The sequence below is a fragment of the Geodermatophilus sp. SYSU D01036 genome, assembly GCF_054050435.1.
In genome coordinates this window covers 138,090-157,798 of the sequence record NZ_JBJGZJ010000004.1, presented here as the reverse complement: position 1 = coordinate 157,798, position 19,709 = coordinate 138,090, and the positions used below count along the sequence as shown (strand labels likewise).

At 76.9% G+C, this 19,709-nt stretch carries 16 protein-coding genes and 1 riboswitch; of the genes, 9 read left to right on the top strand and 7 right to left on the bottom strand.

The window, feature by feature from the left end; all coding sequences use genetic code 11:
• The first annotated feature begins 86 nt into the window (after positions 1 to 86).
• A complete protein-coding gene (locus ACI8AR_RS06810; protein ID WP_457050316.1) occupies positions 87 to 4,712 on the top strand; it encodes an HAD-IC family P-type ATPase in 4,626 nt (1,541 codons plus the stop codon).
• Here the strand turns inward: ACI8AR_RS06810 and ACI8AR_RS06805 are convergent.
• Entirely contained in the window at positions 4,619 to 5,503 is an 885-nt protein-coding gene (locus ACI8AR_RS06805) for a bile acid:sodium symporter family protein (protein WP_457050315.1), read from the bottom strand. The genes ACI8AR_RS06810 and ACI8AR_RS06805 overlap by 94 nt on opposite strands.
• Before the next feature lie 248 nt (positions 5,504 to 5,751).
• Here ACI8AR_RS06805 and ACI8AR_RS06800 point away from each other — a divergent pair, with 248 nt between their 5' ends.
• The 3 genes from ACI8AR_RS06800 (at position 5,752) to ACI8AR_RS06790 (ending at position 9,429) form a co-directional block, all read left to right on the top strand.
• The gene (locus ACI8AR_RS06800; RefSeq protein WP_457050314.1) at positions 5,752 to 7,578 is read left to right on the top strand and encodes a protein kinase domain-containing protein; all 1,827 of its coding nucleotides are present in this window, start codon (positions 5,752 to 5,754) and stop codon (positions 7,576 to 7,578) included.
• A gap of 44 nt (positions 7,579 to 7,622) precedes the next feature.
• The gene (locus ACI8AR_RS06795) at positions 7,623 to 8,210 is read left to right on the top strand and encodes a DNA-directed RNA polymerase subunit alpha C-terminal domain-containing protein (protein WP_457050313.1); all 588 of its coding nucleotides are present in this window, start codon (positions 7,623 to 7,625) and stop codon (positions 8,208 to 8,210) included.
• Positions 8,211 to 8,315: 105 nt separating this feature from the next.
• Positions 8,316 to 8,466: riboswitch (cyclic di-AMP (ydaO/yuaA leader) on the top strand.
• 45 nt (positions 8,467 to 8,511) lie between these two features.
• Positions 8,512 to 9,429: a hypothetical protein gene (locus tag ACI8AR_RS06790; protein WP_457050312.1), complete on the top strand. Its 918-nt coding sequence runs from the start codon at positions 8,512 to 8,514 to the stop codon at positions 9,427 to 9,429.
• Positions 9,430 to 9,455: 26 nt separating this feature from the next.
• Here the strand turns inward: ACI8AR_RS06790 and ACI8AR_RS06785 are convergent, their stop codons facing one another.
• Positions 9,456 to 10,397: a YihY/virulence factor BrkB family protein gene (locus ACI8AR_RS06785; protein WP_457050311.1), complete on the bottom strand. Its 942-nt coding sequence runs from the start codon at positions 10,395 to 10,397 to the stop codon at positions 9,456 to 9,458.
• A gap of 150 nt (positions 10,398 to 10,547) precedes the next feature.
• On the opposite strand from ACI8AR_RS06785, the gene ACI8AR_RS06780 reads away from it, so the two are divergent.
• Positions 10,548 to 11,348, top strand: a complete 801-nt coding sequence (locus ACI8AR_RS06780; RefSeq protein WP_457050310.1) for a sulfite exporter TauE/SafE family protein — start codon at positions 10,548 to 10,550, stop codon at positions 11,346 to 11,348.
• Positions 11,349 to 11,463: 115 nt separating this feature from the next.
• Positions 11,464 to 12,360, top strand: a complete 897-nt coding sequence (locus tag ACI8AR_RS06775) for a hypothetical protein (protein ID WP_457050309.1) — start codon at positions 11,464 to 11,466, stop codon at positions 12,358 to 12,360.
• A gap of 40 nt (positions 12,361 to 12,400) precedes the next feature.
• On the opposite strand, the gene ACI8AR_RS06770 is transcribed toward ACI8AR_RS06775, so the two are convergent.
• On the bottom strand, positions 12,401 to 14,050 hold the full coding sequence (locus tag ACI8AR_RS06770) for an AMP-binding protein (RefSeq protein ID WP_457050308.1): 1,650 nt from the start codon (positions 14,048 to 14,050) through the stop codon (positions 12,401 to 12,403).
• A gap of 7 nt (positions 14,051 to 14,057) precedes the next feature.
• Positions 14,058 to 15,029, bottom strand: coding sequence for a cyclase family protein (locus ACI8AR_RS06765; protein ID WP_456936364.1), 972 nt, complete (start codon positions 15,027 to 15,029; stop codon positions 14,058 to 14,060).
• A 118-nt stretch (positions 15,030 to 15,147) separates the two neighbouring features.
• Here ACI8AR_RS06765 and ACI8AR_RS06760 point away from each other — a divergent pair, with 118 nt between their 5' ends.
• Positions 15,148 to 16,419 (top strand): hydroxyacid-oxoacid transhydrogenase, encoded by a 1,272-nt coding sequence (locus tag ACI8AR_RS06760; protein ID WP_457050307.1) that lies wholly within the window; start codon positions 15,148 to 15,150, stop codon positions 16,417 to 16,419.
• A gap of 20 nt (positions 16,420 to 16,439) precedes the next feature.
• On the opposite strand, the gene ACI8AR_RS06755 is transcribed toward ACI8AR_RS06760, so the two are convergent.
• From ACI8AR_RS06755 to ACI8AR_RS06745, 3 genes are all read right to left on the bottom strand, one after another.
• Positions 16,440 to 16,856 (bottom strand): PaaI family thioesterase, encoded by a 417-nt coding sequence (locus ACI8AR_RS06755; protein ID WP_457050306.1) that lies wholly within the window; start codon positions 16,854 to 16,856, stop codon positions 16,440 to 16,442.
• Positions 16,853 to 17,425 (bottom strand): dienelactone hydrolase family protein, encoded by a 573-nt coding sequence (locus ACI8AR_RS06750; RefSeq protein WP_457050305.1) that lies wholly within the window; start codon positions 17,423 to 17,425, stop codon positions 16,853 to 16,855. The genes ACI8AR_RS06755 and ACI8AR_RS06750 overlap by 4 nt, the downstream gene beginning before the upstream one ends.
• A 74-nt stretch (positions 17,426 to 17,499) precedes the next feature.
• The gene (locus ACI8AR_RS06745; protein WP_457050304.1) at positions 17,500 to 17,826 is read right to left on the bottom strand and encodes a WhiB family transcriptional regulator; all 327 of its coding nucleotides are present in this window, start codon (positions 17,824 to 17,826) and stop codon (positions 17,500 to 17,502) included.
• 262 nt (positions 17,827 to 18,088) lie between these two features.
• Here ACI8AR_RS06745 and ACI8AR_RS06740 point away from each other — a divergent pair, with 262 nt between their 5' ends.
• Positions 18,089 to 18,430, top strand: a complete 342-nt coding sequence (locus ACI8AR_RS06740; protein ID WP_457050303.1) for a YciI family protein — start codon at positions 18,089 to 18,091, stop codon at positions 18,428 to 18,430.
• Between the two features lie 3 nt (positions 18,431 to 18,433).
• Positions 18,434 to 19,705: an RNA polymerase sigma factor gene (locus ACI8AR_RS06735; RefSeq protein WP_457050302.1), complete on the top strand. Its 1,272-nt coding sequence runs from the start codon at positions 18,434 to 18,436 to the stop codon at positions 19,703 to 19,705.
• Positions 19,706 to 19,709 lie beyond the last annotated feature (4 nt).

Here is a 19,709-nt window from a genome sequence, read left to right as displayed (position 1 = left end):
CGTGGACCGGTACCCGGTCGTGACTCCGGTCACATTCGGGTGGACGATGGGTGGACAGCAGGTGTCGTGCAGGGGGGAGCCCGCCGATGCGCGTCCTCCACCGCGCCGCCACCGCCCGGCGCGCCCTGGCCTCCACGGCGCGACTCGCGGTGACCGGCGCGCAGGTCGCCGCCGCGCCGGCCGTGCTCACCGCCGGCCTGCTCGGCGTCTCCACCCGCGCCGCGGTGCGCACGGCGGAGGGCCTGACCAGCCGGATCGCCGGCCGCCCGGTCGACCTCACCCAGGCCGCCGTCTCCGGCGTCCGGGCCGCGGGCACGCTGCTCACCGGCGCCGACCCGCTGCCCACCGGCCGGCTGCGGGAGCTCGCGCGGGTCGCCGCCGGCATGTTCGAGCCCGACGGCGGGCGGCAGACGCCGCGGGTGTGGGCCGACGCCGGCCTGCTGCAGGTCGAGCTGCCCGAGTGCGCCCCCGGCGCGCCGCCCGACGCCGGCCGCACGCTGCGCGCGCGCCTCGAGCGGCTCGACGGCGTGCAGTGGGCCACGGTCAACGAGGTCCTCGGCCGGGCACTGGTCGCCGTCGACACGCGGCGGGTGGGCGTGGACGACGTCCTCGGCACCGTGCGCACGCTCCAGGACGCCGGCGACCGGCGGGACGTCCTGCGCGAGGCGGCCGACCACCCCGCCGACCTCGAGCCGCTGCTGGCCACGGCGACCGCGCTGGCGGTGGACGCGCTCGGCGTGCTCACCGCGCTCACCGCCCGGGCGCTGCCCGTCCCCGCCCTGTCGCGGCACGCCACGCTCGCGGTCACGCTCATCGACACCCAGGACTGGATGACCGAGCTGCTCGCCCGGCGGATCGGCCGGTACGGCACCCGGCTGGTCCTCGAGGGGCTCTCCGCCGTGCTGCACTCGGCCACCCAGAGCCCGGTCATCCCCGCGCTCAACGCGGCCGCCTCCGCCCAGCAGGTGCTCGAGGTCCGCGCCCGGCGGCAGGTGTGGCGCCGCCGGGAGGAGCAGCTGTGCCGGCCCGAGCCGGACGGGGCCGAGCCGGAGGACGCGGCCCCGGCGGCCCGCGCCGGGGAGCGGCCGGTGCCGCTCCCGCCCGGCGTCGTCGACCGCTACCAGGGCCGGATGGGCCCGACGACGACCGGCGCCGTGCTGGCCGTCCTCGCCCTGACCGGCCGCCCCGGCCGCGCCGCCGACCTGGTCAAGGCGCTCACGCCCAAGGCCGCGCTGGCCGGACGCGAGTCCTTCGCCGCCACCCTGGACTGGCTGCTGTGCCGCGCCGGCGTGCTGCCCCTGGACGGCACGGCCTACCGCCGGCTCGACCGCGTGGACTGCGTGGTGGTCGACGGGGCGACCCTGTGCACCGGCCCGCCGGCCGTCCTGGAGGCCACCGCCGAGGCCGACGGGTGGGACCCCGCCGCCGTCTGGACGGCCGCGGCGCGGCTGCTGGGCGACGGCGGCGGCGCGGACGGCACCCGGCTCGGCCCGCCGCGGGAGGCGCCGGACGCGCCGGGGGCCGCGCTGCGGACGCTGTACGCCGGGCGCCGGCGGGTGGGCTCCGTGCTGGTCGCCCCCGAGCTCGACCCGCACGCCGAGGCGCTGCTGACCACCGCCGCCGGCACCGGCGCGCGCCTGGTGCTCACCCCGCACGCCGGCACCCGGGAGATCGCCGGCGTCGCCGGGGAGGTCGCGCCCGCGGACGAGCCGCCGGTCGCCGTCGTCCGCCGGCTGCAGGCCGACGGGCACGGGGTGCTGCTGGTCTCCTCCGGCGACGCGGCCGCGCTGCTGGCCGCCGACGTCGCGGTGGCCCCCGTGCGGCCGGACCGGGCGCCCGCCTGGGCGGCGGACCTGGTGACCGGGGCCGGCCTGGCCGACGCCTGCCGGGTGGTGCGGGCCGTGACCGACGCGCGGCGGCTGGCCCGCCGGTCGGTGCAGAGCGCGGTCACCGGCAACGTGCTGGGCGGGCTGCTGGCCGCCGTCGGCTCGGCCCGCGGCGGGCAGCGGCGCGCGACGACCCCGGGCAAGACCGCGGCACTGTGGACGATGCTCGACGGCACCGTGACGGCGGTCCGCGCCGCCCGCCGCCCCCCGCCGCCCCCGTCGGTGCACACGCCGTGGCACGCCCTCGACCCCGACGACGTCCTGCGCCGGCTGGCGGACCTGCCCCGGGACGAGGACGCCCCGCCCGGCCCGCTGACCCGCGCCTGGCAGCGGGGGACCGGCACGGCCGCGGTCCGGGTGCCGGTCCGGTTCGGCCGCACCGTCGCCGCGGAGCTCTCCGACCCGCTCACCCCGGTCCTGGGTGCCGGCGCCGGCGCCACCGCGGTGCTCGGCGAGACCGCGGACGCGTTCCTGGTCGGCGGGGTGACGGTCGGCAACGCGCTGCTCGGCGCGGCGCAGCGGATGCGCGCGGAGACGGCGCTGGCCTCGCTGCTGCTGCAGCAGGACGCTCCCGTCCGCCGCGAGACCGACGGCGGCGCGCAGGAGGTGCCGGCGAGCGCGCTGCGGGTGGGCGACGTGGTCCTCGTCGGGTCCGGCGACGTGGTGACCGCCGACGCGCGGCTGCTGGCCGCCGAGGACCTCGAGGCCGACGAGTCCAGCCTGACCGGCGAGTCGCTCGCGGTGGCCAAGTCGGTGGCGGCGACGCCGGGGGCCGAGGTGCCCGACCGGCGCTGCATGCTCTTCGACGGCACGACCGTCGTCGCCGGCACCGGCCGCGCGGTCGTCGTCGCCGTCGGGCCGGCCACCCAGGCGGGCCGGGCGGCGCGGGCGGCCGGGCGCGGGGCGCCGCCGGCCGGCGTCCAGGCCCGGCTGGCCGAGCTCACCCGCTCGGTGCTGCCGCTGACGCTGGCCGGCGGGGGGACCGTGGCCGCGCTCGGCGTGCTGTGGCGGCGGCCGCTGCGCGAGGCGGTCAGCTCCGGGGTCGCGGTCGCCGTCGCGGCCGTCCCCGAGGGGCTGCCGCTGGTCGCGACCGTCGCCCAGCATGCGGCGGCCCGGCGGCTGTCGCGGGACGGGGTGGTGGTGCGCAGCGCCCGGGTGCTGGAGGCGCTCGGCCGGGTGGACACCGTCTGCTTCGACAAGACCGGCACGCTCACCGAGAACCGGCTGCGGGTCGCCCGGCTGCTGCCCCTCGGGGACGGCACGGGCGGCGGGGGCGACGGCGAGGACGGCCTGCTGCGCCTGGCCGCGGCCGGGATCGGCGCCGGCGACACCGACGCGCACGAGACCGACCGCGCCGTCGACGCCGCCGCCACCGACCGCGGTGTCGCCGGCGACGGCGAGCCGGAGGCCTCGGTGCCCTTCGCCACCGGGCGCGGCTTCTCGGCGGCGCTGCGCTCGGGCCGGCTGGTGGTCAAGGGTGCGCCGGAGGTCGTGCTGCGGCTGTGCACCGACCCGGGTGACGCCGCGGACCGGGTGCGGGAGCTGGCCTGCGACGGGCTGCGGGTGCTCGCCGTCGCCGACCGCGCGGTCGACGGCCGCCCCGACGACCTCGAGGCGGCGGCGACCGGGCTGACCCTGCGCGGCCTGGTGGGCCTGGCCGACACGGTGCGCGGCTCGTCGGCCGCGGCGGTCGAGCAGCTGGCCGCGGCGGGCGTCCGGGTGCTCGTGGCCACCGGCGACCACCCGGAGACCGCCGCCGCGATCGCCGCCGAGGCCGGGGTCCCCGACGCCGGCCGGGTGGTCACCGGCGCGCAGCTGGCGCGGGCGTCGGAGTCCGAGCGGACCGCGCTGGTGCGCGAGGCAGCGGTGTTCGCCCGGCTGACGCCGGAGCAGAAGGTGCTGCTCGTGGGCGCGCTGCGCCGCGCCGGCGCCACGCTGGCCATGACCGGCGACGGCATCAACGACGCCGCCGCGATCCGGCTGGCCGACGTCGGGGTCGGCGTCGCCGGCGCCGAGTCGCCCGCCGCCCGCAGCGCCGCCGACCTGGTGATCACCGACCGGGACCTGACCCGGCTGGTCGACGCCGTCGCCGAGGGCCGCGCGCTGTGGTCCCGCGTCCGGGACGCCGTCGCCATCCTCGTCGGGGGCAACGCCGGCGAGGTCGCGTTCACCGTGCTCGGCTCCGCGCTGGGCGGCCGGGCGCCGCTGGGCACCCGGCAGCTGCTGCTGGTCAACCTGCTCACCGACATGTTCCCGGCGCTCGCCGTCGCCGTCGCCCGGCCGCGGGCGGCCGCCCCGGCCGCGGACGGCGGGCCGCTGGCCGGGCACCCGCTCGCGCCGGTGCTGCTCGCCGGACCGTACCGCGGCTTCGCCGACGCGGTGCGCCGCCTGGTCGCCGTCCGCGGGCTGGCCACCACCGCCGGCGCGACCGGCGCGTGGGCCACCGGCCGCGTCACCGGCCTGCGCCGGCGGGCCAGCACGATGGGGCTCGCCGCGCTGATCGCCACCCAGCTCGGGCAGACCGCCTGGGCCGGTCGGCGCAGCCCGCTGGTGCTGGCGACCGCCGCCGGGTCGCTGGCGGCCCTGGCCGCGGTCGTGCAGACCCCGGGGCTCAGCCGGTTCTTCGGCTGCACCCCGCTGGACCCGCTGGCCTGGCTGGTCGTCCTCGGCTGGGCCGCGGCCGGCACCGCCGGTGCGGAGGTCGTCCCAGCCCTGGTGCGCCGGCGGGCGGGTCAGGACGCGACGCGCTCCGGCGCCCCCGACCGGGAGGACCGGGTCATCGCCCAGCCGGCCAGCGCGGCCACCGGGAACATCAGCACGCCGTAGACCGCCGCGGGGACGGCCAGCTCCACGCTGCCGAGGACGCTGATCGCCACCGTGATCGCCAGCGTGCTGTTGTGCACGCCGATCTCGAAGGCGCAGGCGACCGCCTGCCGGTGGCCGACGCCCAGCGCGCGCGGCACGGCGAACCCGGCCAGCAGGCTCAGCGCGCAGAAGGCGAGCGCGACCAGCCCGACCTCCCGCAGGTACCCGGCCACGTTCTCCCGCTCGGCGACGACGGTCCCGGCGATCACCAGCGCGAGCACGACCGCGGACAGCACCCGCACCGGCCGGTCCATCCGCTCGGCGAACGCCGGCGCCGCCCGCCGCACGAGCATGCCGAGCGCCACCGGCACCAGCACGATCGCGAACACCTGCACGGTCTTGCCGAACTGCAGGCCGATCGACCCGGCACCGGGCGGGTCGAAGACGGTCACGGCGAGGTTTGTCACCAGCGGCAGCGTGACGACGGCGAGCAGCGAGTTGACCGCCGTCAGCGAGACGTTGAGCGCGACGTCACCGCGGAACAGGTGGCTGAACAGGTTCGCCGTCGTCCCGCCGGGCGAGGCGGCCAGCAGCACCATCCCCACCGCGAGCACGGGCTCCAGCCCGGCGGCGACCACGAGGCCGAGGCACAGCGCCGGCAGCACCAGCAGCTGCAGGCCCAGGGCCACGACGGCGGCGCGCGGCCGGCGGGTGACCCGGACGAAGTCGTCGACGGTGAGCGACAGCCCCAGCCCGAACATGATCACGGCCAGGGCGGCGGGCAGGGCGACGGCGCTGAGGGCCGAGTCCACGGGCGACCTCCGGAACGGCCGCGGCCCCGTCGCCGCGGATCGCCCGGATCCTGGCCGACCGGGGGCCGGTCGCGCGAGCACCGGCACGCGACCGGGGGAGCCGCCGGTGGGCGGCCCGGTGGTTGACGGGGCCTCCGGACGGGCACCGACCCGGGGTCGGCCGCCCGGCGGGGAGCGGTCGCACGGGCTCCTGGTGGGGGCCGGAGGAGGCGGGCGCACCCGCCGAGCGGACGGGACGGAGTCGCGCAGTGACCACGGTGGAGCAGGGGAGCCGGACCCTGGGGGACCGCTACGAGCTGCAGGGACTCATCGCCACCGGCGGCATGGGCCAGGTGTGGCGGGGCCGGGACCACCTGCTGGCCCGGCCGGTCGCGGTCAAGGTGCTGCGCAGCGAGTACGCCGACGACCCGACCTTCCTCGCGCGCTTCCGCAACGAGGCCCGGCACGCGGCCGCGCTCACCCACCCGAACATCGCCACCGTCCTGGACTACGGCGAGGGCACCGACGACGCCACCGGCGAGCACCTGGCCTACCTGGTGATGGAGCTGGTCGAGGGCGCGCCGCTGTCGACCCTCATCCACACCGAGGGGCCGCTGGACACCGACGCCGCGCTGTCCGTGCTGCGCCAGGCCGCGGCCGGCCTCGCCGAGGCGCACCGCCACGGCGTGGTGCACCGCGACGTGAAGCCCTCGAACATCCTCGTCCGGCCCGACGGTCGGGTGAAGCTCACCGACTTCGGCATCGCCTGGTCGGCCGAGTGCGTGCCGCTCACGCAGACCGGCCAGGTCATCGGCACCGCGCAGTACATGTCCCCGGAGCAGGCCGCCGGGGAGCGGGTCAGCCCGGCCAGCGACGTCTACGCCCTCGGCCTGGTCGGCTACGAGTCGCTGACCGGCCACGCCGCCTTCACCGGCACCAACCCGGTCACCGTCGCGCTCAAGCAGGTCCGCGAGCAGCCCGAGCCCCTGCCCGAGGACCTGCCGCCCGACGTCCGGGAGCTCATCGGCGCCGCGCTCACCAAGGACCCCGGCGCCCGCCTGCCCGACGGCGCCGCCTTCCTGTCCGCCGTCGAGGAGACGCTCGACCACCAGGCCACCCCGGTGCCGCCCACCCGCCCGGTGGCGGCCCCCGCCCCCGTGCCCGAGCCGGCACCCGCCGCGCCCGTCGTCGGGCCGGAGCCGCACCGGCGTCGCCGGGGACTGGTCCTGCTGCCGCTGCTCCTGGTCCTGCTCGTCGCCGGCGGCGTGCTGTTCACCGTGACCCGCGCCGGCGACGCGCCGGTGGCCGACGCGGCCGAGACGCAGCAGGCCGGGATCGTGCTGCGGGCCCCGGACTACGTCGGCCGCCCGGTGGCCGAGGTCGCCGACGACCTGACCGCCCTCGGCCTCACCGTCGGGCAGCGCAGCGAGCAGACCGCGGACGCGGCTCCGGGCACCGTCGTCCGGCTGGACCCGGTGGACGTGGAGCTCGCCGCCGGGGACCGGGTGCAGGTGTTCGTCGCCGTCGCCCCCGACACCGCGGTGCCCGGGCCCGGCACGCCCGCCGGCGGTGCCGGTCCCGGCTCGCCCGGCGAGGCCGCGCCGGAGCCCCCCGCCGCGACGCCCGAGGCGCCCGCCGCGGACGGCGGCACCCCCGGGGCCACGACGCCGGAGGCGACGACCCCGGAGGCCACGACCCCAGAGGCGACCACCCCGGAGGCCACGGGCCCGGAGGCCGGGACCCCGGGGACTCCCGCCCCGGAGGCCACGACCCCGGAGAGCACCACGCCCGGGTCCACGACTCCCGAGGCCGGCACCGCGGAGGGCACCGGTTCCGCGGGCGCGACGCCGGAGGGCACCCCGGAGGCGACCGGGACCCAGCCGTCGGGCGGCACGACGCCGGAGCCCACTGCGCCGGCGACCGGGACACCCGGGGACACCGCCCCGCCCACCACGGAGGAGCCCCCGGCCCCCGACGCGGGGACGACGTCGACGGGCGAGGCGCCGGCGACCTCCCCGGCCCCGGACGCCGGCACCGCCCCGGCCGGTCCCGCGGAGCCGGCCCGGGACGGCTCCCCGGCGGGCGCCTCGGGGTGAATCCAGGGCTAGGGTCCGACGCCATGTCGACGAGGTCGCGGGGCGTGCCGAGGGGGAGCGTCCGGGAGCTGGGCCTGCCCGCGCGGGCGGTGGGCGCGCTGACCCGCGCCGGCGTCACCACCGTCGAGGAGCTGTCCGCGCTGACCCGCCGCGAGCTGGCCGCCGTCCCCGGGCTGGGGCCGGCGATGGTGGCCGCCGTCCGCGCCGTCGTCCCCGAGCCGGTGGCGGTGGGCCTGTGGCCGCTGCCCGACGAGGACGACGCGCCGCCGTCCCCGGCGATCCCGTCGTTCGACTCGCTGCGCGCCCCGCGCCGCCGGACCGCGTTCGACGTCCTCGTGCCCGAGGAGGAGCCGGGGGAGCCCGTGCCGTCGGCAGCGCTGCCGGCGGACGCGGCGACCGGCGGGACGCCGGAGCAGGACGAGGAGCCGGAGCAGGACGAGGAGCCGCCCCCCGCCGGGCCGCCCCCCGCCGCCGCGCCGGCCGCCCCGGCGCCGCGGCCGGCCGAGTGGGCCGACCTCGCCGCCCTCGGCGCGCGCGGCGTCCGGGCCGCCGCGGCCCTGCCCTGGCGGGTGACCGGGTGGTGGCTGCGCCTTCCGCTGCGCGTCGCCGGGCGGCTGCTCACCCGCCCCTGACCGGGACGTGGTCCCCGCCACGGAACACGGCCGCGGTTTGTCACGGACGCATAACGGCCGTTACCGTGGCCGAGGCCGTCCGGCCCCGTCCCCGCCAGGGGACCCGGGCGGTCGCCGCCGAGTCGCCCCCTGGGCGAGCCGGGGACCCACCGCAGTACTGGGGTGAATCCCGCACCGGAACCGTGCATCCGGGCGGGTAGGGCCGCTTCCCGCCCGAACCCGTCAGCTAACTCGGTAGGCGGCTGACGGGAGACCTGCACCCATGCCCTCGAGCACCACCCCCGGCCGCCCCGGTGCGGCCGTGAACCGTTCCAGCCGCCGCCGTCCGCTGGCCGCGCACCGCCGTCCGGGTCTGTACCTGGGCGTCGCCGCCGCCGGCGCGGTCCTGGTCAACGTCCTGGTCGGCCCGCAGCCGGCCGCCACCGCCGAGGCCGGGACGGCGAGCGAGTCGGTCGCCGTCGCCGAGGCGCTGGGGCTGTCGGCGCAGTCCGGCCCGGTGACCGCCACGACCCCGCCGGACCTGGCGCCGCTCGAGGACCTCGCCGCCACCCGCAGCTCGCGGGAGGCCGCCGAGACCGCGGCGCAGCAGTCGCAGGCCGCCGCCGACCAGGCCATCGTCGACCGGCAGCGGGCCGAGGCCGAGGCCGCCGCCCGCGCCGCCGCGGAGGCCGCCGCCGCCGCCGAGGCCGCCGCTGCCGCGGAGGCCGCCGCCGCTGCCGAGGCCGCCGAGGCCACGGAGACCACCGCGGCCGCCGGGACCACCGCGGCCGCCGGGACCACCGCGGCCGCCGGGACCACCGCGGCCGCGGACGAGGAGGCCGGCCCCGCGGAGACCGCGGGCACCACCGCCGTCTCGGTCGTCGCCCGGATCACCAACAGCGCCGGTCCCGTCGAGTCGCAGGTGCAGGCCGCCGCGAACGCCGTGGTCAGCAACGTGCCGGGGGCGGACTCCATCACCCTCGGCGGCACCCGCGCCAGCGCGGCCGACCCGGGCGGCCACCCCTCCGGCAAGGCGCTGGACTACATGGTCATGAGCGACGCCGCCCTCGGCGACGCGATCGTCGCCTACCACCGCGCGCACTGGGACGAGCTCGGCGTCGACTACCTGATCTGGGAGCAGCGGATGCTGTCCTCGCCGAACGGGTCGTGGCAGACGATGGAGGACCGCGGCGGCACGACGGCCAACCACTACGACCACGTGCACGTCAACTACCTCTGACCGCCCTCAGCTACCTCTGACCGCCCTCAGCGCTCGCCCGGGTAGGGCGGCGCGCTGTCGGCGACCACCGCGCCGCGCTCGCCGCGCGGCCGCTCGGGGCCCACGGTCGAGTCCCGGGCGGTCTGCCGCTCGGTCTCGGCGTTCACGACCGCGCCGACGATCACGAGGAAGACCGTCGTCCACAGCCAGAACATGCTGATGGCGACGCCGGCGAGCGACCCGTACGTCGCGGAGTAGTCGCCCAGGCTCCGGACGTAGCTGAAGAAGCCGATCGTCGTCGCCAGCCACAGCCCGGTGGTCAGCACCGCCCCGGGGGTGATCCACCGCCACCGGGCCTGCGCGCGGTCGGGACCGAAGCGGTAGAGGACGGCGAGCACCGCGCTCATCAGCACCGCGGCGAGCACCCACGTCAGCACGGGGGCGACGTCCCGGACGGCGCCCGGTGCCCCGGCGAGCGCACTCGAGACCTCGCCGGCGCCGGCGATGATCCCGCCGAGCAGGACCGCACCGCCGAGCACGAGGACGAGGGCCAGCGCGCTGCGGCGGAGGAAGCCCCGCGTCTCGGTCTCGTGGTAGGCGAGGGTCAGCCCGTCGATGAGGTAGGTCATCGCGGTCGTCGCCGTCCACAGCGCCGCGGCCAGGCCGCCGAGCCCGCGCCAGGTGTTCACGTGCGTGGAGGCGGTGGTGATCGTGGTCAGCTGGTCGACGACCAGCGACCGCAGGTCCTCCGGCAGCATCCCCGCCACCCCGGACAGCTGGTGCAGCGCGTCCTCGGGGCTGTTGACGACGCCGTACACGGACACCGCCGTGACCAGCACCGGAGCGACCGACAGCAGCGCGAAGAACGCCACCGCCGACGCCTGCACCATGAGCCGGTCGCTCAGCACGTGCCGCGCGACGCGGCGCAGCACCCGGCGCCAGTCGCGGGCGGTGAGCCGGTGCGGCGAGTGGGCGTCGGTCGCCGCCACACGGCCGGGTGGCTCCTCGTCCCGGGTGTGCGCCATGCCTGATCGCACCGCCGGACGGCACCGGCCGCAACGCGGCTCCCCGGACCTGGCGCCGGCGTCCGCCCCGGCGTCGGGGAGGCTGGCTGTCCGTGACCGCATCGGGACCCGCGCGTGACTGACCTGCTCCTCCCGGAGGGCCTGACGCCCTCCCTGCTCGCCCTCGTGCTCGTCGCGGCGCTGGCCGCCGGCTGGGTGGACGCCGTCGTCGGCGGCGGCGGGCTGATCCAGCTGCCCGCGCTGCTGCTGGTGCCGGGCCTGGCCCCGGTGCAGGCGCTGGCCACCAACAAGCTGGCGTCGGTGTTCGGCACCACCACCAGCGCCGTCACCTACCAGCGGCGGGTGCACCCGGACCTGCGGACGGCGCTGCCCATGGCCGCGGTCGCCCTGGTCGGCTCGTTCTGCGGGGCGTCGGTGGCGGCGCTGCTGCCGGCCGCGGTGTTCAAGCCGGTGATCGTCGTGGCGCTGGTCGGCATCGCCCTGTTCACCGCGTTCCGCCCGGCGCTGGGCGAGGTGACGGCGCTGCGGCACACCGGCCGCCGCCACCACGGCACCGCGCTCGCCGTCGGGGCGGTGATCGGGTTCTACGACGGCGTCCTCGGCCCCGGCACCGGCTCGTTCCTCGTGTTCGCCCTGGTGTCCCTGCTGGGCTACGACTTCCTCAACGCCAGTGCCAAGGCCAAGATCGTCAACGTCGCGACCAACGTGGGCGCGCTGGCGTTCTTCGTGCCGCACGGGTCGGTGGTCTGGGGTCTGGGCCTGTGCCTGGGCGCGGCCAACACGCTCGGCGGCTACGTCGGCTCCCGGACGGCGACCTCCCGCGGCACCGGCTTCATCCGGGCCGTGTTCCTCGTCGTGGTCACCGCGCTCGTCGTCCGGCTGGGCTGGGACGTGTGGACGGAGAACGTGCGCTGACCGGCCCGGTCGTGCCCCGGGGCCCTTGTCCCGGCGGCGGCGACGCGTCAGCCTGGGACGCCGGTGCAGGCACGGTGCCGGTGTGTGCGCGAGCCCGATCGACAGGCGGCAGCGGATGGAACCCGTCGCACCGCGGACGACGGACCCCGCCGAGGAGGTCCGCCCCGGCACCCGGTGGCTGCTGACGGCCTTCCTGGGGCTCACCCTGCTCGCCGTCTCCGAACTGCTCCTGCTCGCCGACGTCGCCGACCGCTTCTGGGCCTGGTCCATCCGCACCGAGGCGACCGCCGCGTTCCTCGGCGCCGCCTACACCGCCGGCGCGGTGCTGTCGGTGCTCTCCCTCCGGGAGGACCGGTGGAGCCGGATCCGGGTCCCGGTGCTCACGGTCACCCTGTTCACCGTCCTCACCTGCGCCGCGACGCTGATCCACACCCACCGGCTGCACCTGCTCACCGGCGGGCCGGTCGCCCGGGCGGCGGCCTGGATCTGGCTGGGCGTCTACCTCGTCGTCCCGGCGCTGTGCCTGGCGGTGGTCCTCGGGCAGGAGGTCCGCCGGGGCCGGCCCCCGCCCGTGCGGCTGCCGATGCCGGCCCGGCTGACCGGGCTGCTGCTCGTCGAGGGGGTGCTGCTGGCCGCGGCGGGCGGGGTCCTGTTCGCCGGCGGGCTCACCGTGCACCACCACGTGGAGACCGTCGCGTCGTTCTGGCCGTGGGAGATCACGCCGCTGAGCTCGCAGGTGATCGGCGCCTGGCTGCTCGCCCTCGGGTTCGCCGCGGCCCTGTCGGTCCGGGAGCGGGACCTGGACCGGCTGGGCGTCGCGGCGGTCACCTACACCGTGTTCGGCGCGCTCGAGCTCGTGGTGGTGTTCTGGTACCGCCGGGACGTCGAGGCCGACGACCCGTGGCTGTGGGCCTGGGTGGCCCTGCTGGTCGCGGTCGTGGGCACCGGCGCGGCCGGGATCCGGGCCGCCCGTCCCACGTGGGCGCACCGGCCGGGCGCGCCGGTGCGGTGACCGGGTCCCCGCCCCTCGGGGAGCGGGGACCCGGCCGGGATCACGTCCCCCGCAGCTCGCGGCGGAGGATCTTGCCGGTGACCGTCTTCGGCAGCTCGTCGAGCACGACCACGCTGCGCGGGTACTTGTAGGCGGCCATCCGCTCCCTGCAGTGCGCGATCAGCTCCTCCGGGGTGGTGCTGGCCCCCGGCCGGAGGCTGACGAACGCCTTGACCGTCTCGCCGCGCTTCTCGTCGGGCACCCCGACGACGGCGGACTCGCGGACGGCGGGGTGCTCGGCCAGGACGTCCTCGACCTCGCGCGGCCACACCTTGTAGCCCGACGCGTTGATCATGTCCTTCTTGCGGTCGACGATGAACACCCAGCCCTGCGGGTCCATGAACCCGACGTCGCCGCTCTTGAGCGCCCCGCCGGGCAGGTTGGCCGCGGTCTCCTCGGGCTTGCCCCAGTAGCCGGCCACCACCTGCGGGCCCTCGGCCACGATCTCGCCGACCTCGCCGAGCGGCAGGTCCTGCCCGTCGTCGCCCTGGATGCGGACGACGGTGTTCGGCGCCGGCACGCCGACCGACAGCGCGCCCGAGGTCGGGTCCACCGGCGACGGCGACCCGAACGGCGTCACCGTCATCGGCGACGTCGTCTCGGTGAGGCCGTAGGCGTTGTGCACCTGCTTGCCGGTGGCCTCGAAGAACCCGCGCTCGGCGGCCGGGGAGATCGCCGCCCCGCCGGAGTAGATCGACGTGAACGAGTCGAAGTGCTCCTTGGAGAACCCCGGGGCGTTGAGCAGCGCGCTGAACGCGGTGATCGCGCCGATGGTGAACGCCGGCCGGTGCTCGAGGAACGCGTCGAGCACCACCTGCGGCTCGAACCGGTAGGCCAGCACCAGCGGCGCGGGCACCAGCATGCTCACCGCCACGTGGCCGATCAGGCCGGTGATGTGGAACAGCGGGGCGATGCCGAAGATCGCGCCGTCCCGCCCGGCGTGCACCCAGTCCCGGTAGACCTGCGCGGTGAACACGACGTTGCGGTGGGTGTTCATCGCGCCCTTGGGCACGCCCGTCGTCCCCGACGTGTAGGTCAGGAACGCGACGTCGTCGGGGCCGAGCTCCACCGGCGGCGGGGTCTGCCCGCGGTACCGCTCGACGAACTCGAGCAGGTCGGTGGTGCCCTCGTGCCGCTGCCGGGTGACGCCGGCGAACAGCCGCTCGTCGTCGCGGGTCTGCAGGTCCAGCCCGCTGGTGGTGAGCACCAGGCGGACGTCGGTGCCCGGGACGACGTCGCGGGCGACCTCGTCGTAGAGGGTGTCCAGGCACAGCAGCACCGTCGCGCCGGAGTCGGCCAGCAGGTAGGACAGCTCCCGCGCCCGGCTCATCGGGTTGATCGACACCATGACGCCGCCGGCCTTCCAGGTGGCGACCATGGCCATGACGAACTGCGGCACGTTCTGCAGGTAGACCGCCAGGCGGTCCCCCGGCCGGAAGCCCGACTCCAGCAGCCCGGCGGCCATCGCGTCGGTCACCGCGTCGAGGTCGCGGCGGACGACGGTGCCGTCGAAGTAGCGCAGCGCGTCGCCGTCGGGGTCGCGCTGCACGCCGGCGCGGAACATCGACAGGGCGTCGCCGAACTCGATGTCGTAGTCCGGCGGCTGGTCGCCGTAGAGGGCCAGCCAGGGGCGGTCGTCGTAGACGCTCACGAGGGCCTCACTTGAGGACGACGGGGTTGACCGGCGAGCCGCTGCCCTTGTGCACCTTGAGCGGCGCGGCGACGTAGAGGCCCTCGTACTGCCCGTCCTCGGCGGAGTCGGCGGCCAGCGCCTCGAGGTCGGCGATCTCGGTGAGGGTGACGCCGAGGTTGCGCATGAGTGCGTTGTGCAGCACCAGCGCGACGCCGTTGTTGGGGTCGGTGGTGACCTCGTTGGCGATGGTGTCGGTGACCAGGTTGGGGATCTCCATGTCCTGGAACCACTGCACCAGCTCCGGGCTGTAGACCAGGCCGGGCTCGTTGAAGCCGTCGTAGAAGGCGTCGCCCTGCTCGAAGAACAGCTGCAGGAAGTTGGTCCGGATGATCAGGATGTCCCGCTTCCGGATCTCCACGCCCTGCTCCTCCGCGCAGGCCAGGAGGTCCTCGTGGGTGAACGTCTCGCCCTTGTCGAGCGTGGGCTTGCCGCGGAAGCGGGCCATGTCCAGCAGCACGCCGCGGCCGACGACGCCGCGCTGGGCGATCGGCTCGACGCTGGCCTTGTCCAGCCCGCCGACGGTGGTGCGGGCGTCGTAGCCGTTCCAGATCTTGCCGCCGTACCAGACGTGGCCGAGGCCGTCGTACTGCGTGGAGCCCTGCAGGAAGGCGTTGATCTTGTCGTCGGCGTAGTGCAGGCCGCCGGGGTACTGCGGCGCGTCGTCGGAGTCCCAGGTCGACTCGTCGAGGATCTGGGTGCGCTCGGCGGGGGAGCGACCGGGCCACACCGGGTCGCCCTTCGGGTCGCCGATCAGCCGCTGCAGCGTGAACACCTTGCCCTGCCGGACCAGCCCCACGGCGGCCAGCACCTGCTCGGGGCCGAGGTAGTTGAGGGCGCCGACCTCGTCGTCGTCGCCCCACTTGCCCCAGTTGGTGGGGGAGTCGGCGAGCAGGTCGTCGAGGGCGGGGACGGCGGTGGTCTCGGGTTCTGCGGTCACGGCTGACCTCCAGGGGGAAGGTTGGTGGGGGCACCCGACCCTGCCGCGCTGTGGTCCCCGCCACAAGGAGGGTGCAACGATCCGTGCAACCGGATCCACCCGAGCCGAGGAGGCCGACATGACCGCCGAGTCCGTGTTCACCTACGGGGCGCCGCAGCTGAAGTTCGGCAGCGGGGCCTCGGAGGAGATCGGGTACGACCTCAGCCGCTTCGGCGTGCGGCGGGTCCTGGTGGTCACCGACGCCGGCGTGTCGGCCACCGGCCTGCCGCAGCGGGTCGCCGACCAGATGGGCCGCTTCGGCATCGAGGCGCGGGTCTACGACGGCGTGCACGTCGAGCCGACCGACGTCAGCCTGACCGAGGCGATCGAGGCGGCCCGCGCGTCCGGGCCGTGGGACGCGTTCGTCGCCGTCGGCGGCGGGTCGAGCATCGACACCGCCAAGGCGATCAACCTGCTCACCACCAACCCCGGCGAGCTGCTGGACTACGTCAACGTGCCGGTGGGGAAGGGGCAGGCGCCGACCGAGCAGCTCAAGCCGCTGGTCGCCGTCCCGACGACGACCGGCACCGGGTCGGAGAGCACGACGATCTGCGTGATGGACGTGCTGGCGCAGCGGGTGAAGACCGGCATCAGCCACGCGCGGCTGCGGCCCACCCTCGCCGTCATCGACCCCGACCTCACCGTCACCCAGCCGCCCGGGGTCACCGCCGCGGCCGGGATGGACATCCTGTGCCACGCGCTGGAGAGCTACACCGCGCGCTGGTACACGACCTACGACCGCAAGGCCCCCGAGCAGCGGGTGCCCTACTGCGGGTCCAACCCGATCTCGGACATGTGGTCGGAGAAGGCGCTGTCGCTGCTGGCCGGCTCCTTCCGGCGGGCGGTGCGGCACGGCGACGACACGCAGGCGCGGGGGGACATGGCGATGGCCGCCACCTTCGCCGGGATGGGCTTCGGCAACGCCGGGGTGCACGTCCCGCACGCCAACGCCTATCCGATCGCGGGGCAGGTGAAGGACTTCCACCCCAAGGACTACCCGGCCGGCGAGCCGATGGTGCCGCACGGGATGTCGGTGGCGCTGACCGCGCCGGAGGCCTTCCGGTTCACCTTCGAGGCCGCGCCCGAGCGGCACGTCCGGGCCGCGCAGCTGCTCGCCCCCAACGCCGGGCAGCCCGACGACGCGGCCGAGTTCCTGCCCACCGTGCTCACCGACCTGATGCGCGACATCGACATCCCCAACGGCATCGCCGCGGTCGGCTTCGACGAGGGCGACGTCGACGACCTGGTCGAGGGCACGATGAAGCAGCAGCGGCTGCTGGCCACCTGCCCCCGGGAGGTCACCGCCGAGGACGTCGCCGGCATCTTCCGCCGCTCGATGTCGCTGTGGTGACCTCGCTGGGGTGAGCCCCCTCAGCCCGCCGGGACGATCGTCTTGGTGACCTGCGCCGAGGCGACGAGGGCGCCGTCCACCGTCGCCTCGGAGCGCAGGAACGCCACCGCGCGGCCGCGGCGCAGCACCGAGCCGGTGACGTCGACCCGCGCGCCGGCGCGCACCGGCCGCAGCAGCGACGCGGTGAGGTCGTGGGTGACCGCGTGCTCGCCGTCGCCCAGGGAGGGCAGCAGCGACAGGAAGGCCGCGACGTCGAGGAAGGTGTAGACGACGCCGCCGTGCAGCAGCGCCGCCTGGTTCTGCGCGGCGGCGCCGACGGGGAACCAGATGCCGGCGGTCGGGTCGGCGGGGTCGCGCAGCTGCATGCCCAGGTGCCGGTGCAGCGGGATGTCGAGGACCGCCTGCACCCGGGCGGCGGCCACCTCCGGCGAGCTCACGCGCGCGCCAGCAGGTCGAGCACCCGGCGGGTGAGCAGCGCGGCCGCCTCCGGGTCGTGGGAGGGCAGCGTGCGGTCGGCGAAGCAGTGCTGGTCGCCGGGGTAGAGGAACACCTCGGCGTCGTCGGTCCGCTCCGCGAGCGCCCGGGCCGCCGCGAGGTCGCCCTCGTCGACGAACAGCGGGTCGGCGTCCATGCCGTGCACCTGCACCGGGACGCCGGCCGGCCAGGAGCCGAACTCCTCCGCCGGGAGGCACGAGTGGAGGAGCACCGCGCCGCGGGCGCCGGGCCGGGTCTGCGCCAACTGCTGCGCCGGGAGCACGCCGAGCGACATGCCCGCGTAGACCAGGTCCGCCGGGAGGTCCGCCACGGCGCGGGCGCCGCGGTCCGCCACCTCGCCGAGGCCGACCTCCCGCGCGTGGGCGACCCCGTCCTCGACCGAGCCGAACGTGCGGCCCGCGAACAGGTCGGGGGTGTGCACCGTGTGCCCGGCCGCGCGCAGGTCGTCGGCGAACGCGGTGACGCCGGGCGTCAGCCCCAGCGCGTGGTGGAACAGCACGACCTCGGCCACGGCGGCTCCTTCATCGGGCGGCAGTCCGGCGTCGGACCGTAACCCGCGGGTCCGGCGCCGCCCCGCTCAGGCCGTCAGGCGCTGAGCGGCATGCTGCGGCGGGCCAGGCGCACCCGCCGGCGCTCGCGCTCGGACAGCCCGCCCCAGATGCCGAAGCGCTCGTCGTTGGCCAGCGCGTACTCCAGGCACTCGGTGCGGACGTCGCAGCCGGCGCACACGCGCTTGGCCTCGCGGGTCGAGCCGCCCTTCTCCGGGAAGAAGGCCTCGGGGTCGGTCTCGGCGCACAGCGCGTCCAGCCGCCAGCCGGCGTCGCCGCCGGACAGGACGCTCCAGGCCGAGCCGGCGAGGGCGTCGGGCTGCGCGGAGGACTCGGTGATCAGGCTGAGGCGGGAGGACGGCACGGGGAGCTCCTCGGGGTCTCGGAGGTGGCGCGACCCGTGCGTGACGGACGGGTACGCCCTGACTGCTGACAGTGACGTTACGGAGTCCCCGCCTCGTCGCGCACCGTCAGAACATCCGCGGAACCCGGCCGTCCGGTTGTCAGATCATGCCGGAGACGGAGCGGCGGGAAGTCCTTCCGCGGGGGCTGTCGATCTGGTGCGGTGCTGCGTGTCGTAGAGGTGGAGGGCCCGGCAGGCGGGCCCCCGGAGCCCGGAGGACACCATGACGAAGTACCTGGTCCTGATCTACGAGGACGAGGCGCAGTACGCCACCGCGACCCCCGACGTCTACGGCGAGATCATGGCCGAGCACGACACCTTCTCCGCGGGCGTGGAGCGGCACGGCGCGAAGCTGCTCGGCGGCGAGGCGCTGGAGCCGACGACGACGGCGACCAGCGTGCGCGGCGGCGAGGTCACCGACGGCCCGTTCGCCGAGACCAAGGAGGCCCTCGGCGGCTACTACCTCATCGACGCCCCCGACCTCGACACCGCGCTGGCCGTCGCGAAGACGGTGCCGGCCCGCTTCGGCGGCGTCGAGGTCCGCCCGGTGATGACCTTCGACTGACCGGTGTCCTCCCCGACCGCCGGTCCCCTCGGCCCCGCCGTCGCGGCCGCGGTCGCCGATGCGCACCGTCGCGAGTGGGCCTTCGTGCTCGCCGCGACGGTGCGCGTCACCCGCGACCTCGACCTCGCCGAGGAGTGCGTCCAGGACGCCTTCGCCGCGGCGCTGACCGACTGGGCCGCGCACGGCGTCCCCGCCCGGCCCGGCGCCTGGCTGACCACGACGGCGCGGCGGCGGGCGCTCAACGTGCTGCGGCACCACGGCGTCGAGCGCCGGTACCTGCCGCTGCTGGTCGAGGAGGACCGTGTCGACGGCGGGATCGCGCCCGCCGTGGTCGACGAGGCGCACGGCTACCCCGACGACCGGCTGCGGCTGGTGGTCACCTGCTGCCACCCGGCGCTCGACCGCCCGGCGCAGGTGGCGCTCACCCTGCGCCTGGTGTGCGGGCTGAGCACCGCCGAGGTCGCGCGCGCCTTCCTCGTCCCGACGGCGACCATGGCCGCGCGGATCACCCGCGCCAAGAAGAAGATCGCCGTCGCGCGCATCCCGTACCGGGTGCCGCCGGCCGCGGAGCTGCCCGAGCGGGTCGACGCCGTCCTGTCGGTGGTGCACCTGCTGTTCACCACCGGCCACACCACCCCGGCCGGGGAGGACCTGGTGCGCCGGGACCTGGTGGAGCGCGCGGTCGGGCTGGCCCGGATGCTGCGCCGGCTGCTGCCGGGCGACCCGGCGGTCGCCGGGCTGCTCGCGCTGCTGCTGCTCACCGACGCCCGCCGCGAGACGCGCACCGGCGCCGACGGCCGGCTGCTGCTGCTCGAGGAGCAGGACCGCACGCGCTGGGACCGGGCCGCCATCGCCGAGGGCGTCGCGCTGGCCCGCGAGGGGCTGCGTGCCCGGCCGCCGTCGCGGTACGCGCTGCAGGCGGCGATCGCCGCGGTGCACGCCGAGTCGCCGTCGTGGGCCGACACCGACTGGGCGGAGATCGTCGCGCTCTACGGCGTCCTCACCGCGGTGTGGCCCTCGCCGGTGGTGGCGCTCAACCGCGCGGTCGCCGTCGGGTTCGCCTCCGGGCCCGCGGCGGGGCTGGCCGCCCTCGACGAGCTCGCCGCCGAGCCGCAGCTGGCCGGCTACGGCTACCTGCCCGCCGCCCGCGCGGACCTGCTGCGGCGGCTCGGCCGGGTCGCCGAGGCCCGCGAGGCGTACACCGAGGCGCTGCTGCTGACCGGGAACGCCGTCGAGCGGGAGTTCCTCGCCGGCCGGCTGCGCGAGCTGGGCTGAGCGG

Coding starts and splice junctions, on each gene's coding strand:
- ACI8AR_RS06810 (WP_457050316.1), top strand. CDS start 87: ATGCGCGTCCTCCACCGCGCCGCCACCGCCCGGCGCGCCCTGGCCTCC.
- ACI8AR_RS06775 (WP_457050309.1), top strand. CDS start 11,464: ATGGAACCCGTCGCACCGCGGACGACGGACCCCGCCGAGGAGGTCCGC.
- ACI8AR_RS06760 (WP_457050307.1), top strand. CDS start 15,148: ATGACCGCCGAGTCCGTGTTCACCTACGGGGCGCCGCAGCTGAAGTTC.
- ACI8AR_RS06740 (WP_457050303.1), top strand. CDS start 18,089: ATGACGAAGTACCTGGTCCTGATCTACGAGGACGAGGCGCAGTACGCC.